At 58.7% G+C, this 15,025-nt stretch carries 13 protein-coding genes and 1 tRNA gene; all 14 read right to left on the bottom strand.

The genetic code is table 11. From position 1 onward, the window contains the following. A partial coding sequence (locus AC2VNM_RS06720; protein ID WP_022970494.1) for a GTP-binding protein occupies nucleotides 1–97 on the bottom strand: 97 nt, incomplete at its 3' end. 22 nt (nucleotides 98–119) lie between these two features. Then, complete coding sequence (fusA, locus tag AC2VNM_RS06715) at nucleotides 120–2,219, bottom strand: elongation factor G (protein ID WP_483165728.1); 2,100 nt, start codon at nucleotides 2,217–2,219, stop codon at nucleotides 120–122. A gap of 33 nt (nucleotides 2,220–2,252) precedes the next feature. Beyond that, on the bottom strand, nucleotides 2,253–2,723 hold the full coding sequence (gene rpsG, locus AC2VNM_RS06710) for a 30S ribosomal protein S7 (protein WP_483165729.1): 471 nt from the start codon (nucleotides 2,721–2,723) through the stop codon (nucleotides 2,253–2,255). A gap of 27 nt (nucleotides 2,724–2,750) precedes the next feature. Continuing rightward, the gene (gene rpsL, locus AC2VNM_RS06705) at nucleotides 2,751–3,122 is read right to left on the bottom strand and encodes a 30S ribosomal protein S12 (RefSeq protein WP_215871765.1); all 372 of its coding nucleotides are present in this window, start codon (nucleotides 3,120–3,122) and stop codon (nucleotides 2,751–2,753) included. A 110-nt stretch (nucleotides 3,123–3,232) separates the two neighbouring features. After that, on the bottom strand, nucleotides 3,233–7,381 hold the full coding sequence (gene rpoC, locus AC2VNM_RS06700; protein ID WP_483165730.1) for a DNA-directed RNA polymerase subunit beta': 4,149 nt from the start codon (nucleotides 7,379–7,381) through the stop codon (nucleotides 3,233–3,235). 33 nt (nucleotides 7,382–7,414) lie between these two features. After that, nucleotides 7,415–11,503 (bottom strand): DNA-directed RNA polymerase subunit beta, encoded by a 4,089-nt coding sequence (gene rpoB / locus AC2VNM_RS06695; protein WP_483165731.1) that lies wholly within the window; start codon nucleotides 11,501–11,503, stop codon nucleotides 7,415–7,417. 112 nt (nucleotides 11,504–11,615) lie between these two features. Continuing rightward, nucleotides 11,616–12,005, bottom strand: coding sequence for a 50S ribosomal protein L7/L12 (rplL, locus tag AC2VNM_RS06690; RefSeq protein WP_483165732.1), 390 nt, complete (start codon nucleotides 12,003–12,005; stop codon nucleotides 11,616–11,618). A gap of 24 nt (nucleotides 12,006–12,029) precedes the next feature. Further along, nucleotides 12,030–12,548 (bottom strand): 50S ribosomal protein L10, encoded by a 519-nt coding sequence (gene rplJ, locus AC2VNM_RS06685; RefSeq protein WP_483165733.1) that lies wholly within the window; start codon nucleotides 12,546–12,548, stop codon nucleotides 12,030–12,032. A 147-nt stretch (nucleotides 12,549–12,695) separates the two neighbouring features. Further along, the gene (gene rplA / locus AC2VNM_RS06680; RefSeq protein WP_483165734.1) at nucleotides 12,696–13,385 is read right to left on the bottom strand and encodes a 50S ribosomal protein L1; all 690 of its coding nucleotides are present in this window, start codon (nucleotides 13,383–13,385) and stop codon (nucleotides 12,696–12,698) included. Between the two features lie 3 nt (nucleotides 13,386–13,388). Next, entirely contained in the window at nucleotides 13,389–13,817 is a 429-nt protein-coding gene (gene rplK, locus AC2VNM_RS06675) for a 50S ribosomal protein L11 (protein WP_215871771.1), read from the bottom strand. A gap of 49 nt (nucleotides 13,818–13,866) precedes the next feature. Continuing rightward, nucleotides 13,867–14,400 carry a transcription termination/antitermination protein NusG gene (nusG, locus tag AC2VNM_RS06670; protein ID WP_483165735.1) on the bottom strand — a complete coding sequence of 178 codons (534 nt, stop codon included), beginning with the start codon at nucleotides 14,398–14,400 and terminating at the stop codon, nucleotides 13,867–13,869. Nucleotides 14,401–14,402: 2 nt separating this feature from the next. After that, entirely contained in the window at nucleotides 14,403–14,750 is a 348-nt protein-coding gene (gene secE, locus AC2VNM_RS06665) for a preprotein translocase subunit SecE (RefSeq protein WP_483165736.1), read from the bottom strand. A 20-nt stretch (nucleotides 14,751–14,770) separates the two neighbouring features. Beyond that, nucleotides 14,771–14,846 (bottom strand) — tRNA-Trp (locus AC2VNM_RS06660). A 70-nt stretch (nucleotides 14,847–14,916) separates the two neighbouring features. Further along, nucleotides 14,917–15,012, bottom strand: a complete 96-nt coding sequence (locus AC2VNM_RS06655) for an EF-Tu C-terminal domain-related protein (RefSeq protein ID WP_486913056.1) — start codon at nucleotides 15,010–15,012, stop codon at nucleotides 14,917–14,919. Nucleotides 15,013–15,025 lie beyond the last annotated feature (13 nt).

Below are 15,025 nucleotides of genomic sequence, written 5' to 3'. Positions count from 1 at the left end.
TCAGCGCCGCCGTCAGCGTGGTCTTGCCGTGATCCACGTGACCAATCGTTCCCACGTTTACGTGCGGCTTCGTCCGCTCAAACTTTCCCTTGGACATGACTACCTTCTCCCGTTACAACTCAGCGCTGACTTTTCTTGACAACGGCCTCGGCAACATGCCCAGGCACTTCCATATACTTCTCGAACTGCATACTGTAAGTGGCTCGCCCCTGCGACAGGGAACGGACCGTAGTGGCATACCCAAACATCTCTGCCAGCGGGACTTCAGCCTTGATGATCTTGGCCCCTGCCTCATCATCCATACCTTGGATCACTCCGCGGCGACTATTAATGTCGCCGATGATGTCGCCCATGTACTCTTCCGGTGTCACCACTTCCACCGCAAAGATGGGCTCGAGTAGCACCGGGTTTGCCTTGGCGGCACCCGCTTTGAAGCCCATGGATCCGGCGATCTTGAACGCCGCCTCGGAAGAGTCGACGTCATGATAGGAGCCATCGAAGATGGTAACCTTGACATCCACCACCGGAAAGCCGGCGACTATACCACTTTCCAAAGCCTCTTGCACACCCTTTTCGGTTGGCCCTATATATTCTTTGGGGACCACACCGCCGACTACGGCATTTTCGAACACGAAGCCTGAACCGGGTTCCAGTGGCTCAAGACGCAACCAGACGTGGCCGTACTGACCACGACCACCGGATTGCCGCACGAACTTACCCTCTGCCTCGACAGATTTACGAATCGTTTCGCGATAAGCCACCTGTGGCGCACCAACGGTCGCATCGACGTTGAATTCGCGCTTCATGCGGTCGACGATAATCTCCAGATGCAGCTCGCCCATACCGGAGATGATAGTCTGCCCGGATTCCTGATCGGTACGCACCCGGAAGGAGGGATCCTCCTGGGCCAACTTGCCCAGCGCGATACCCATCTTCTCCTGATCGCTCTTGGTCTTGGGCTCTACCGCCACGTGAATGACCGGCTCCGGGAATTCCATCTGCTCCAAGATGATGGGCTTATCCATATCACAGAGGGTATCGCCGGTGTATGCCGTTTTCAGACCCACAGCCGCCGCGATGTCGCCGGCCAGCACTTCCTTGATTTCCTGCCGTTCATTGGCATGCATCTGCAGGATGCGGCCGATGCGCTCGCGCTGTCCCCGCCCCGGGTTATACACCGTGGATCCTGCATTGAGAACGCCGGAATACACGCGGAAGAAGGTGAGCTGTCCGACGAAGGGATCCGTCATGATCTTGAAGGCCAACGCGGAGAACGGCTCCGTATCACTGGCAGCACGACTCATATCGGCGCCGGTATCGGGATCGACCCCCTTCACCGCTGGGATATCGACTGGCGAGGGCATGTAATCCAGAACCGCGTCCAACATGGCCTGCACGCCCTTGTTCTTGAAGGCGCTACCACAAAGCACCGGAACGATTTCGCTGGCAATTGTCGCCTTGCGCAGGGCAATCTTGAGCTCGTCAATGGAAATCTCCTCGCCCTCGAGGTATTTCATCATCAACTCTTCATCGGTGTCGCAAATCGCTTCGACCATCACATGATGCGCTGCCTCAGCAGCTTCCTGAAGATCGGCGGGAATCTCTTCTTCGACAAAGGTGGTGCCCTGCGTCGCATCGTCCCAGTTGATCGCCTTCATTTTCATCAGATCAATCACACCACGGAAGCGCTCTTCCTCACCGATCGGCAGCTGGATGGCCACAGCGTTGCCTTTCAGCTTGCCGCGGATCTGTTCAACCACGCGCTGAAAATTGGCACCCTGGCGGTCCATCTTGTTGACGAAGGCCATGCGTGGCACGCCGTATTTGTTGGCCTGCCGCCATACCGTTTCCGACTGCGGCTGCACACCGCCAACGGCACAGAATACGGCGACTGCGCCGTCGAGCACACGCAGAGAGCGCTCGACTTCGATGGTGAAATCGACGTGTCCGGGCGTATCGATGATGTTGATACGGTGCTCGGCACGCTTGGCATCCATACCCTTCCAGAAACAGGTGGTCGCCGCGGAGGTGATGGTGATACCACGCTCCTGCTCCTGCGCCATCCAGTCCATGACCGCTGTACCTTCGTGCACCTCACCGATCTTGTGGGAAACACCGGTATAGAACAGGATGCGTTCGGTAGTAGTGGTTTTACCAGCATCAATGTGGGCCATGATGCCGATGTTACGATAACGTTCGATGGGGGTTGTGCGCGCCACGAATGAGTCCTTGCGATTGCGAAGCGAAAAGAGTTACCAGCGGAAGTGCGAGAATGCCTTATTGGCCTCGGCCATGCGATGCGTTTCTTCCCGCTTGCGGACGGCGTTTCCACGATTTTCCGCCGCCTCGAGAATCTCCGCTGCCAGGCGATTGCCCATGGACTTCTCATTCCGCTTGCGGGCGGAGTCGCGCAGCCAGCGCATGGCTAGCGCCATTCGGCGATCGCTGCGGATTTCCACCGGCACCTGGTAAGTAGCGCCACCAACACGCCGGCTTTTGACTTCCACTACCGGACGCACGTTGTCCAAAGCCTTGCGGAAGATCTCAATGGCATCCGCCTTGCTCTTCTCGGCGACGATATCCAGGGCGCCATACACAATCTTTTCGGCGACACTCTTCTTGCCATCGCGCATGAGGACGTTGGCAAATTTGGCAAGGACTTCTTCCTTATACTTGGGATCCGGCAACACGATCCGCTTGGGCACTTCTCTACGTCTTGGCATCTCTCTACTCCTTGGAATCCGGAACCCTTACTTGGGCCGCTTGGCGCCGTATTTCGACCGCCGCTGCTTGCGATTCTTGACGCCAGCGGTGTCGAGGGTGCCACGAATGATGTGGTAGCGAACACCCGGCAGATCCTTCACGCGTCCGCCGCGGATCAGAACGACGGAGTGCTCCTGCAGGTTATGCCCCTCACCCGGTATGTAGCTACTGACTTCGTAGCCATTCGTCAGACGCACACGCGCGACTTTCCGCAACGCAGAATTGGGCTTTTTCGGCGTGGTGGTGTAAACGCGGGTACAGACACCCCGCTTCTGCGGATTGGCCTCTAGGGCGGGTACCTTGCTCTTGGCCACCGGAGCCTTGCGCGGCTTGCGGACCAACTGGTTCAGTGTGGGCATACCTTCTCCAAAAACGAAGGGCGGCTCGTCACCTGCCGCCAATGAGAGCGCGCATTTTATGGACGCGCGCTCGAACTGTCAAGAAAGATCAGGGCACTGCGAAGTCTCGTTCAGCTAGCAGCGACCGTTTCCGTCTCGCTCTCGCTGCCACCGTCGAACAAACTCTCGCCGCGATTGCGTCGACGGCGGTGCTCGTGATAGGCAAGCCCGGTGCCGGCAGGCACCAGACGGCCGACAATCACATTTTCCTTCAGGCCACGCAGATCATCGACGCGCCCGGAAACCGCCGCCTCGGTGAGAACGCGGGTGGTTTCCTGGAAGCTGGCCGCAGAGATGAAGGACTCCGTGGACAGACTCGCCTTGGTAATACCAAGCAGCATCGGCGTGAACCGCGCCGGCTCCTTGCCTGCTGCTTCGAGGGCGGAATTTTCTTCCTCTACCCGGGCGCGATCGACCTGATCGCCAGTGATGAAACTGCTGTCACCCGCGTGGGTGATCTCTACCTTACGCAACATCTGTCGCAGGATGACTTCGATATGCTTGTCGTTGATACGCACACCCTGGAGGCGATAGACATCCTGGACCTCGTCAACGATGTAATTGGCCAATGCCTGCACACCCAGAACACGAAGGATGTCGTGCGGTACCGGCTGCCCTTCCACCAGAGGTTCCCCGGGGCTGACTCGCTCACCTTCGTAGACGGTGACGTGACGTCCCTTGGGAATGAGATACTCGTGCGTATCACCATTTTCGTCGGTGATCAATAAGCGCTGCTTGCCCTTGGTGTCCTTGCCAAAACTGACGATACCATAATGCTCGGCAATGATGGCATAGTCCTTGGGACGCCGAGCTTCGAAAAGCTCGGCCACACGCGGCAAACCACCGGTGATGTCACGGGTCTTACTGGTGCCTACTGGCAGACGCGCCAGAGTGTCACCAGGCTGCACCTGCGTGCCATCCTGGACGGCGATGATCGCACGCGGTGGCAGGTAGTAACGCGCAGGAAGATCCGTCCCCGGCAACTTGAGATCCTTGCCCTTGGCATCCTGCAGAAGGACCACAGGACGCAGATCGCGGCCGCTGGTCGGACGCTGTTTGGGATCGATCACTGCCTGGGTGCTCAGGCCGGTGATGTCGTCGGTCTGGGAGATGACGCTCTGGCCCTCAATGGCATCCTGCAGCGAGATCGTACCCGCGATCTCGCTGACAATGGGGCGCGTATGCGGATCCCACTCGGCAATGCGCTTGCCAGGCGTTACTGCCTCGCCATCCTGGACCAGGATGGTGGCACCATAAGGCACTTTATAGCGTTCTTTTTCCCGACCTTGCTCGTCGGTGACGGCAATTTCGCCATTACGGCCGACGACCACGTGGCGCCCACTGGGGTGCTCCACCGACCGCAAGCTGCTGTGGTAGCGAATCAAGCCACCCTGCTTGATGTCGATGCTACTCTGCGCCGCAGCACGACTTGCCGCCCCACCGATGTGGAAGGTCCGCATGGTCAGCTGGGTGCCGGGCTCGCCAATGGACTGCGCAGCGATCACACCCACTGCTTCGCCTGCGTTGACCAGGTGACCGCGCGCCAGATCGCGCCCATAGCAAAGGGCACAGACACCATAACGCGATTTGCAGGTCAGGGGAGACCGCACCTTGAGGGAGTCCACGCCCAGTTCGTCGAGCTGCCCAAGCAACTGCTCAGTAAGCAAGGTATTCCGCGGAATGGCAACCTCACCGGTGTTCGGATGCAAAATATCCTCCGCCGTCACCCGCCCGAGCACGCGCTCGCGCAACGCTTCGACCACCTCACCGCCCTCCACCAGGGCCATCATCGGCAGACCATCCTCGGTGCCGCAGTCATGCTCGACCACCACCAGATCCTGGGTCACGTCTACCAGACGACGAGTGAGGTACCCGGAGTTGGCGGTTTTCAGGGCAGTGTCGGCGAGGCCTTTTCGCGCGCCGTGGGTGGAAATGAAGTACTGCAATACATTCAGCCCTTCGCGGAAATTTGCGGTGATCGGCGTTTCGATGATCGAGCCATCCGGCTTGGCCATCAGTCCGCGCATACCGGCCAGCTGGCGTAACTGCGCCGCCGATCCGCGCGCGCCGGAGTCGGCCATCATGTAGATGGAGTTGAAGGAGACCTGCTCGGTTTCCTTGCCATCGGGCAGGGTGACCTTTTCCTTGCTCACCCGGTCCATCATCGCCTTGGCGACCTCTTCGGTGGCGCGCGACCAGATATCGACCACCTTGTTATAGCGCTCGCCTTCGGTGACCAGACCAGAGGTGTACTGATCCTGGATGGTCTTCACCTCGTCCTCGGAGCGTGCCAGGATGACGTCCTTTTCTGGCGGCGTGACCATATCGCCGGCGCCGAAGGAGATGCCAGCACGGGTCGCCATGCGGTAACCGGTGTACATGAGTTGATCGGCAAAGACGACCGTGTCCTTGACACCGAGGGTGCGGTAACAGGTGTTGATCAGTTCGGCGATAGCCTTCTTTTTCAGCACCCGATCGATCACCGCAAACGGCAAGCCTTCGGGCAGGATGTCGCTGAGCAGGGCACGGCCCACCGTGGTCTCGATGCGTTCACCACGGAAACGCATGGTGATACGCGCGTGCATACCGACCTCGCCGTTGTCGTAGGCGCGGCGTACCTCGGCACTGTCGGCAAAGCGCATCCCCTGCCCCTTGGCGTCGAGGCGTTCCTGGGTCATGTAGTACAGACCCAATACGATGTCCTGGGATGGGACGATGATCGGATCGCCGTTGGCCGGGCTGAGGATGTTGTTGGTTGACATCATCAGCGTGCGTGCTTCGAGCTGCGCTTCGAGAGAAAGCGGGACGTGCACGGCCATCTGGTCACCGTCGAAGTCGGCGTTGTAGGCAGCACAGACCAAGGGATGCAACTGGATCGCCTTGCCCTCGATCAGCACCGGCTCAAATGCCTGGATACCCAGACGGTGCAGAGTGGGCGCGCGGTTGAGCATCACCGGGTGTTCGCGGATCACCTCTTCGAGAATATCCCAGACCTCCGGCTTTTCGGCCTCCACCAGGCGCTTCGCAGCCTTGATCGTGGTCGCCAGTCCGCGCTCTTCCAGCTTGTTGAAAATATAGGGCTTAAATAGTTCCAGCGCCATTTTTTTCGGCAGGCCGCACTGATGCAGACGTAACTCCGGACCCACGACAATCACCGAACGACCGGAGTAGTCGACCCGCTTGCCGAGCAGGTTCTGCCGAAAACGTCCCTGCTTGCCCTTGATCATGTCAGCCAGGGACTTGAGCGGGCGCTTGTTCGGACCGGCAATGGCGCGCCCGCGACGGCCATTGTCGAGCAGCGCATCCACCGCCTCCTGTAACATGCGTTTTTCGTTGCGCACGATGATGTCCGGAGCCTTCAGTTCGAGCAGGCGCTTAAGGCGGTTGTTACGGTTGATCACCCGCCGATAGAGATCGTTCAGGTCCGAGGTCGCAAAGCGGCCGCCATCCAGGGGTACCAGCGGACGCAGATCCGGTGGCAGCACCGGCAGGACTTCGAGAATCATCCATTCGGGTCGGTTACCGGAACTGACGAAGGACTCGAGGATCTTCAATCGCTTGGCCAGCTTCTTGGTCTTAGTGTCAGAGTTACTGGCGAGAAGCTCCTCGCGAATCTGTTCGATCTCGCTTTCCAACGGGATGCCCTTGAGCAGTTCCCGGATGCCCTCTGCGCCCATCATCGCGCGGAATTGATCACCATACGCTTCTAAGGCATCGAGATACTGATCCTCGCTGAGAATCTGTCCGCGCTGCAGATCCGTGACCCCGAGATCGACATCAATAACCACATAGGCCTCGAAGTACAGGACTCGCTCGATATCCCGCAAGGGCATATCCAGAATCATGCCCATGCGACTGGGCAGGGACTTCAGGAACCAGATGTGCGCCACGGGGCTGGCCAATTCGATGTGCCCCATGCGCTCACGACGCACGCGCGCCTGCGTGACTTCCACACCGCACTTTTCGCAGACCACGCCACGATGCTTGAGACGTTTGTACTTACCGCAAAGACACTCGTAGTCTTTGATTGGACCAAAGATCTTGGCACAGAACAGGCCTTCGCGCTCGGGTTTGAAGGTCCGATAGTTGATGGTCTCCGGCTTCTTGACTTCGCCGTAAGACCAGGAGCGGATCTTATCCGGCGACGCAATGCCAATGCGGATGGCATCGAATTCTTCCTGCCGATCGTTCTGCTTGAAAAGCTTGAGGAGGTTGTTCAAGTGACTCTTCCTTATCCGAAGCCTGCGGATACCTTAGACCGATTGTTCCAGTTCGATGTCGATGGACAGCGACCGCAGCTCCTTCAACAACACGTTGAAGGACTCCGGCATTCCCGCGTCCATGCGGAAATCGCCCTTGACGATGGATTCATACATTTTGCTGCGCCCGGAAACGTCATCGGATTTGACCGTGAGCATTTCTTGCAGTGTGTAGGCGGCGCCATAGGCCTCCAGGGCCCAGACCTCCATTTCCCCGAAGCGCTGACCGCCAAACTGCGCCTTGCCGCCCAGCGGCTGCTGGGTGACCAGGCTGTACGGCCCCGTGGAACGGGCATGCATCTTGTCGTCGACCAGATGGTGCAGCTTGAGCATATACATGTAGCCCACGGTGACGGGACGATCAAAGGCTTCACCGCTACGGCCATCATAGAGGGTGACCTGGCCACTCCGCGGCAGGCCGGCGAGTTCGAGCATATCGCGAATGTCTTCTTCGCTCGCCCCATCGAAGACCGGGGTCGCCATGGGTACACCATTGCGTAGATTCTGAGCTAGCGCCAGCACCTCGTCATCGCTCAGGCTGTCGATGTCTTCTATCTTGCCCGTGCGATTGTAGATTTCCGTAAGAAATCCGCGCAGCTCAGCCATAGCCCGCTGCTGGTCGAGCATTTCCGCAATACGTCGTCCCAGACCCTTGGCTGCCCAGCCCAGGTGGGTTTCGAGGATCTGCCCGACGTTCATACGCGATGGTACGCCGAGGGGATTAAGGACGATATCGACAGACGTTCCATCGGCTAGGTAGGGCATGTCTTCCACTGGTACGATCTTGGAGACCACACCCTTGTTGCCGTGGCGACCGGCCATCTTGTCGCCGGGCTGCAACTGCCGCTTCACGGCCACGTGCACCTTCACCATCTTCAGCACACCCGGGCTCAGGTCATCGCCCTGGGTCAGCTTCCGCCGCTTCTCTTCCAGAACCGCATCCAGACGTTCGCGCTGCTGCTCGAGCTGGGCGCGGATTTGCTCCAGCGCCTCGTTACTCTCCTCACTGCGCAGGCGAATATCGAACCAGCGGTCCCGCGCCAACTCCTTCAGATAGGTCTTGGTGACCTTTGCTCCGGCCGCAAGACCCGCGGGACCACCCTCAGCCACCTTGCCAAGCAACAGGCGTTCGATCCGCTGGTAGGTATCCGCCTCGAAAATGCGGTACTCATCCTGCACGTCTTTGCGAATTTTCTTGAGCTGTTCCTCTTCGATCGCCTTGGCCCGCGCGTCTTTGTCGATGCCATCGCGGGTGAAGACCTGCACGTCGATGACGGTACCATACATACCTGCCGGCATGCGCAGGGAATTGTCCTTCACGTCCGAGGCCTTCTCGCCAAAGATCGCGCGCAGGAGCTTCTCCTCGGGGGTGAGCTGCGTCTCACCTTTGGGGGTGACCTTGCCGACGAGGATGTCGCCCGGGCCAAGCTCCGCGCCGATCACGACAATACCGGAGTCATCCAGGTGGCGCAGGGCGCCTTCGGAGACGTTGGGAATGTCGCGGGTAATCTCTTCCGGCCCGAGTTTCGTATCCCGGGCATAGACCGGGAACTCCTCGATATGGATGGTGGTATAGCGATCTTCCGCCACCACGCGCTCGGAAATGAGGATGGAGTCCTCGAAGTTGTAGCCGTTCCAGGGGGTAAAAGCGACCAGAATGTTCTGTCCCAGGGCCAATTCCCCCAGTTCCGTACTCGGGCCATCTGCCAGAACGTCTCCCCGCGCAACCTCATCGCCAACGCGTACGATCGGCTTCTGGTTGAGGGTGGTATTCTGGTTGGAGCGCGAATACTTCACCAGGTTATAGATATCTACTCCCGGTTCCCCAGGCTGCGTTTCGTCGTCATTGACGCGCACAACGATACGCGCACCGTCGACACTATCCACGACGCCACCACGACGAGCGGTAATGGCCGCACCAGAGTCGATGGCGACGACCCGCTCCATACCCGTACCCACCATCGGGGCATCGGAACGCACGGTAGGTACCGCCTGCCGCTGCATGTTCGAACCCATGAGAGCCCGGTTGGCGTCGTCATGTTCCAGGAAGGGAATGAGGCTCGCCGCCACGGAAACGATCTGCCGCGGCGAGATATCCATGAGCTGTACCTGATCCGGCGCTACCAACAGTGTCTCGCCCTTGTTTCGGCAGGAGACGAGCTCATCCAGCAGGTGATTGTCCGGGCCCAGCGGCGAGTTCGCCTGGGCGATGACGTAGTCACCTTCGTCGATGGCAGACAGGTAGATCACCTCATCCGTGGCCTGCCCGTCGATCACCTTGCGATAAGGGGTCTCCAGAAAGCCGTAGGCGTTGGTACGGGCAAAACAAGCGAGACTGTTGATCAGGCCGATGTTAGGTCCTTCCGGCGTCTCGATCGGGCAAATTCGTCCGTAGTGGGTAGGATGCACGTCGCGCACTTCGAAGCCAGCGCGCTCACGCGTCAAACCGCCCGGTCCCAGCGCCGAGACACGGCGCTTGTGAGTGACTTCGGAGAGCGGGTTGGTCTGGTCCATAAACTGCGAAAGCTGGCTCGAGCCGAAAAATTCATTGACCACTGCCGCAATCGGTTTGGCATTGATCAGATCCTGCGGAGTCAGACCTTCGCTCTCGGCCAGCGCCAGACGATCCTTGACCGCCCGTTCAACGCGCACCAGTCCCAGACGGAACTGATTTTCCATGAGTTCGCCGACAGAGCGTACACGCCGGTTCCCCAGGTGGTCGATGTCATCAATCTCGCCGATACCATTGCGCAGATCCACCAAGACCTTCATCACCGCAATGATGTCCTCGTTGCTCAGCACCCCCGCGCCGGTAATTTCTTCCCGGCCGACACGGCGATTGAACTTCATCCGTCCCACCTGCGAGAGATCGTAACGCTCGGGGCTGAAGAACAATCCCTGGAACAGGGTCTGCGCCGAATCCTTGGACGGTGGCTCACCCGGACGCATCAAACGATAGATCTCGATCTGTGCCTCATGGGCATCCCGCGCGGTATCGATGCGCAGGGTCTCAGAAATGTACGGACCGCGATCAACTTCGTTGATGTACAGAGTTTGGATATGCAAGGGCGCAGCTTGGCGCAGCTTTTTCAACGCCTCGTCATCGATCAGATCGTTGGCCTGAAGCACAAGTTCGCCAGTAACTTCATCCACCAGATCGCGGGCGAGGACCTTGCCCAGCAAAAACACTTCCGGCACTTCCACCTCGATCGTCTCACCGATCTCCTGGAGTTGTCGTACATGACGGGCGGTAATGCGCTTACCCTTGGCGATGATGATCTCGCCGGTTTTGGGATGCGCCACATCGAATACGGCAATGTCGCCCTGCACACGGCTGGGACGCAGCTGGTAGAAGATCTGCGCGCCTTCGATGCGGAACTCCTCGGTATCGAAGAACATGCCCAAGATATCTTGCGTACCATAGCCAAGAGCACGCAACAGCGTCGTTGCCGGCAGCTTCCGGCGCCGGTCGATGCGTGCGTAGAGGTGATCCTTCGGATCAAACTCAAAATCGAGCCAGGAACCACGGTAGGGAATGATGCGCGCGTTGAAGAGCAATTTCCCGGACGAATGGGTCTTGCCGGCATCATGGGCAAAAAACACGCCCGGCGACCGATGCAGCTGCGACACGATCACCCGCTCGGTGCCATTGATGATGAAAGAGCCATGCTCAGTCATCAACGGCAGCTCACCCATGTACACGTCCTGTTCCTTGACGTCCTTGATGCGCTTCGCCCCTGTGCTGTCGTCCTTTTCATAGAGCGCCAGACGCAGGCGTACGCGCAGGCCGGCGCAATAGGTAGCGCCGCGCTGATGACACTCCATGACATCGAAGACCGGACGTTCGAGACGATAACTGACATAGTCCAGTCGCGCATTGCCAGAATAGCTCTCCATGGGGAAGAGCGAGCGGAATACCGCTTCGAGGCCCGTATCGCTGCGCGCCGCAGCGGGAGTTTCAGCCTGGAGAAACTCGCGATAAGAATCCATCTGGGTCGCCAACAGGTAAGGCACCGGAAGGATACTTTGGCTGTTACCAAAGTCTTTACGAATCCGTTTCTTTTCCGTAAAAGAGTAGGCCATGAGTGCTCCGCGCGATAGTCGCTAGATTACGAACCAAAAAGACGGCATGCCGCCAATAATGAGGGGCTGACGACCAAAGGTCGCCAGCCATGTAGGGTAGAGACAGAAAATCTTACTTGATCTCGGCCTCGGCACCCGCTTCCACCAACTGCTTCTTGATGTCTTCCGCTTCCGCCTTGGCAATACCTTCCTTGACCGGCTTCGGGGCGCCATCCACCAGGTCCTTGGCTTCTTTCAGACCCAGACCGGTAATGGCACGCACCACCTTGATGGTATTTACCTTGTTGGCACCAGCGCTGGTCAGGATGACGTCAAATTCTGTCTGCTCTTCCGCTGCAGCAGACGCTTCGCCCGCACCACCCGCAGCGGCACCCGGGGCAGCCACGGCAACCGCAGCGGCGGATACGCCAAACTTCTCTTCCATGTCCTTGATCAGCTCGGAGAGCTCGAGGACGGTCATGCCAGCAATGGCATCCAGAATTTCTGCTTTTGATAAGGCCATGATCTTGTTGCTCCTAAAAATGAATTACGCTGCTTGATCGCGCACAGCCGCGAGGGTGCGGACGAAACGCCCGGGAACCTCGTTGAGGGTACGCACAAAGGTAGAGATGGGTGCCTGCATGGTTCCCATGAGCTTGGCCAGCAATTCTTCCCGCGAGGGCATCTTGCTGAGCTGCTGGAGCGCCTTCGCATCCATCAACTTGGCTCCCAGGGCACCACCGGTAATGACGAATTTGTCGTTGCCCTTGGCAAAGTCGGTCAGGACCTTGGCCACGGCCACGGGATCTTCGCTGGCCGCGAAAACCAGGGGACCGCTGAGCAACGGATTCATCACCGCAAAGTCGGTGTCTGCCAATGCACGTTTGAGGAGGGTGTTCTTGACCACCTGCACATGCACTGACTGCTTGCGCGCCGCAACACGGAGCGCCGTCATCTGAGCGACGCTCAGACCCCGGTACTCGGCTACCGCCATCGCTTGCACATTCGCCAACTTTGCTTGCAGGGCAGCAACTACTTGCTCTTTATCAGCGAGTTTGAGACTCACGGTTTGCTACCTCCAGTTGGACAGAGGCGGCCAGAAATTCCTGGCGCGCCGTCGCCTACGCAGGGTATGGGTTTGAGGCAGAGGCCCCCTGCGGTCTTTGAACGCCGGCTTGCGCCGACACATCCCGCCAAAATGGCAGAATTCCTCTTACAACCCGGCAGGATCCACGGCGACGCCGGGGCCCATGGTCGGGTTGACACTGATCTTGCGAATATAAATACCTTTACTGGTGGCCGGCTTCGCCTTCTTCACGCTGTCGAGCAGTGCGAGGAAGTTGGCATGTAGGTCCTCTACCGAGAAAGATGCCTTGCCAATACTGCTGTGGACGATACCACCCTTGTCAGCGCGGTAACGGACCTGACCGCCCTTGGCGTTTTGCACCGCCGTGCGAACGTCGGCGGTTACCGTGCCGACCTTCGGATTGGGCATCAAACCACGCGGGCCCAGCACCGGACCCAGGGCGCCCACCACGCGCATGGCATCTGGGGTGGCGATGACCACATCGAAATCCATCTGCCCCGCCTTTACCTGCTCGGCGAGATCTTCCATACCCACCAGATCGGCACCCGCCTCTTTGGCTTCGCTGGCCTTTTCGCCGGTGGCGAAGACTGCTACACGCATCGTCTTGCCAGTACCCTTGGGGAGCACCACCGCGCCGCGGACCACCTGGTCCGACTTTCGCGGATCAATGCCGAGACCGATCGCGACATCCACCGATTCCGGAAATTTGGCGGTGGCCGTCTGCTTTACCAGAGCCAGCGCCTCTTCGAGATTATAGCGCTGACTGCGGTCGATCAGGGCGCGCGCCGCAATGATACGCTTCGATTTCTGTGCCATCGCTTATCCCTCCACCGTCAGACCCATACTGCGGGCCGTTCCACGAATGCTGCGCTTGGCCGCTTCCAGGTCCTCAGTATTCAGATCCGGCAACTTGGTCTTGGCAATTTCTTCTACCTGAGCTTCCGTCACCTTACCGACCTTGTTGGTGTTGGGACGTCCACTACCTGACTTGAGCCCAGCAGCTTTCAGCAGCAGCACCGGCGCTGGCGGCGTCTTGACGATGAAACTGAAGCTCTTGTCGGCAAACACCGTGATGACCACCGGCAGCGGCAATCCCGGCTCAATGCCTTGGGTTTGCGCATTGAATGCCTTGCAAAACTCCATGATGTTCAAGCCGCGCTGGCCCAAAGCCGGACCAATAGGTGGACTGGGGTTGGCCTGGGTGGCCTTCACCTGGAGCTTGATATAGCCCGTAATTTTCTTTGCCATGCTGACTCCTTGAGGTACAAGCGCCGTGCGGCTCCCTCAGATGATAAAATCAGATCTTTTCGACCTGACCGAAATCCAGCTCCACTGGAGTGGAGCGTCCAAAAATGGTTACCGAGACGCGCAGTTTGCTCTTCTCGAAATTCACCTCTTCCACCACGCCATTGAAGTCCTTGAAGGGACCTTCAATGACGCGAACCTGCTCACCTGGCTCAAAAGTGAACTTGGGACGCGGTTTCTCCACCCCTTCCTTGATCCGCTTGAGAATCGCGTCGGCCTCTGCCTCGGAGAGAGGATGCGGTTTACCGACACTCCCGCCCACGAACCCGGTAACCCGCGGCGTGTTTTTGACCAGATGCCAGGTCAGATCGTTCATCTCCATTTGCACCAGCACATACCCCGGGTAAAACATCCGCTGGGAGGTTGCCCGCTGCCCATTGCGCATCTCTACCACTTCCTCCACCGGGACCAGGATTTCACCAAACTGATCCGCCAAACCCTCGCGCCGAGCGCGCTCACGGATCTCTGCCTGCACCCGCTTTTCGAAACTGGAAAAGGCATGTACCACATACCAACGCATTGCCATGACTAGGCGCCTCCCAAGGCAAAACGCACGACCGCCAGCAAGGCCAGATCCACCAGCCACAAAAACAGAGCGATGACAATGATCAGCCCGAGAATGACTGCGGTGCTGCGCAGCAGTTCAGGGCGGCTGGGCCACACCACCTTGCGCAGCTCTACATAGGCCTCACGAAAGAACTGCAGCAGTGTAGACGCGCCCTCGCTCCAGGCAAAAAAGCCTAGCGCGAACAGGAGACCCACAATCAGAGCGATACTGGGTACGTACGTGCCGAAATGGAGCGGAATCAGAAAATAGGCGAGCACCCCCAAGGCAGCAAAAAATGCCGCAGCATAGAGTTTCACTTTTTCTGACATGAATGCCGCTTCCTAAAAAATGGCAGGGCAGGAGGGGCTCGAACCCCCAACCTGCGGTTTTGGAGACCGCTGCTCTACCAGTTGAGCTACTGCCCTGCAGAAACATAGGCGGCCACATCGGCCGCGCCGTCGATGGAGTCTAGCAAAGTAGACCCCAACCCGCGAGTTACTCGACGATCTTCGAAACGACGCCGGCGCCGACGGTACGGCCTCCTTCGCGCACTGCAAAACGCAGCCCATCTTCCATCGCGATCGGGGCAATCAGCGTGACCTTG

The organism is Acidithiobacillus sp. TH-A67 (assembly GCF_057473545.1).
The sequence above is the reverse complement of the archived record's forward strand: the minus strand, read 5'-3'. Positions and strand labels throughout refer to the sequence as shown.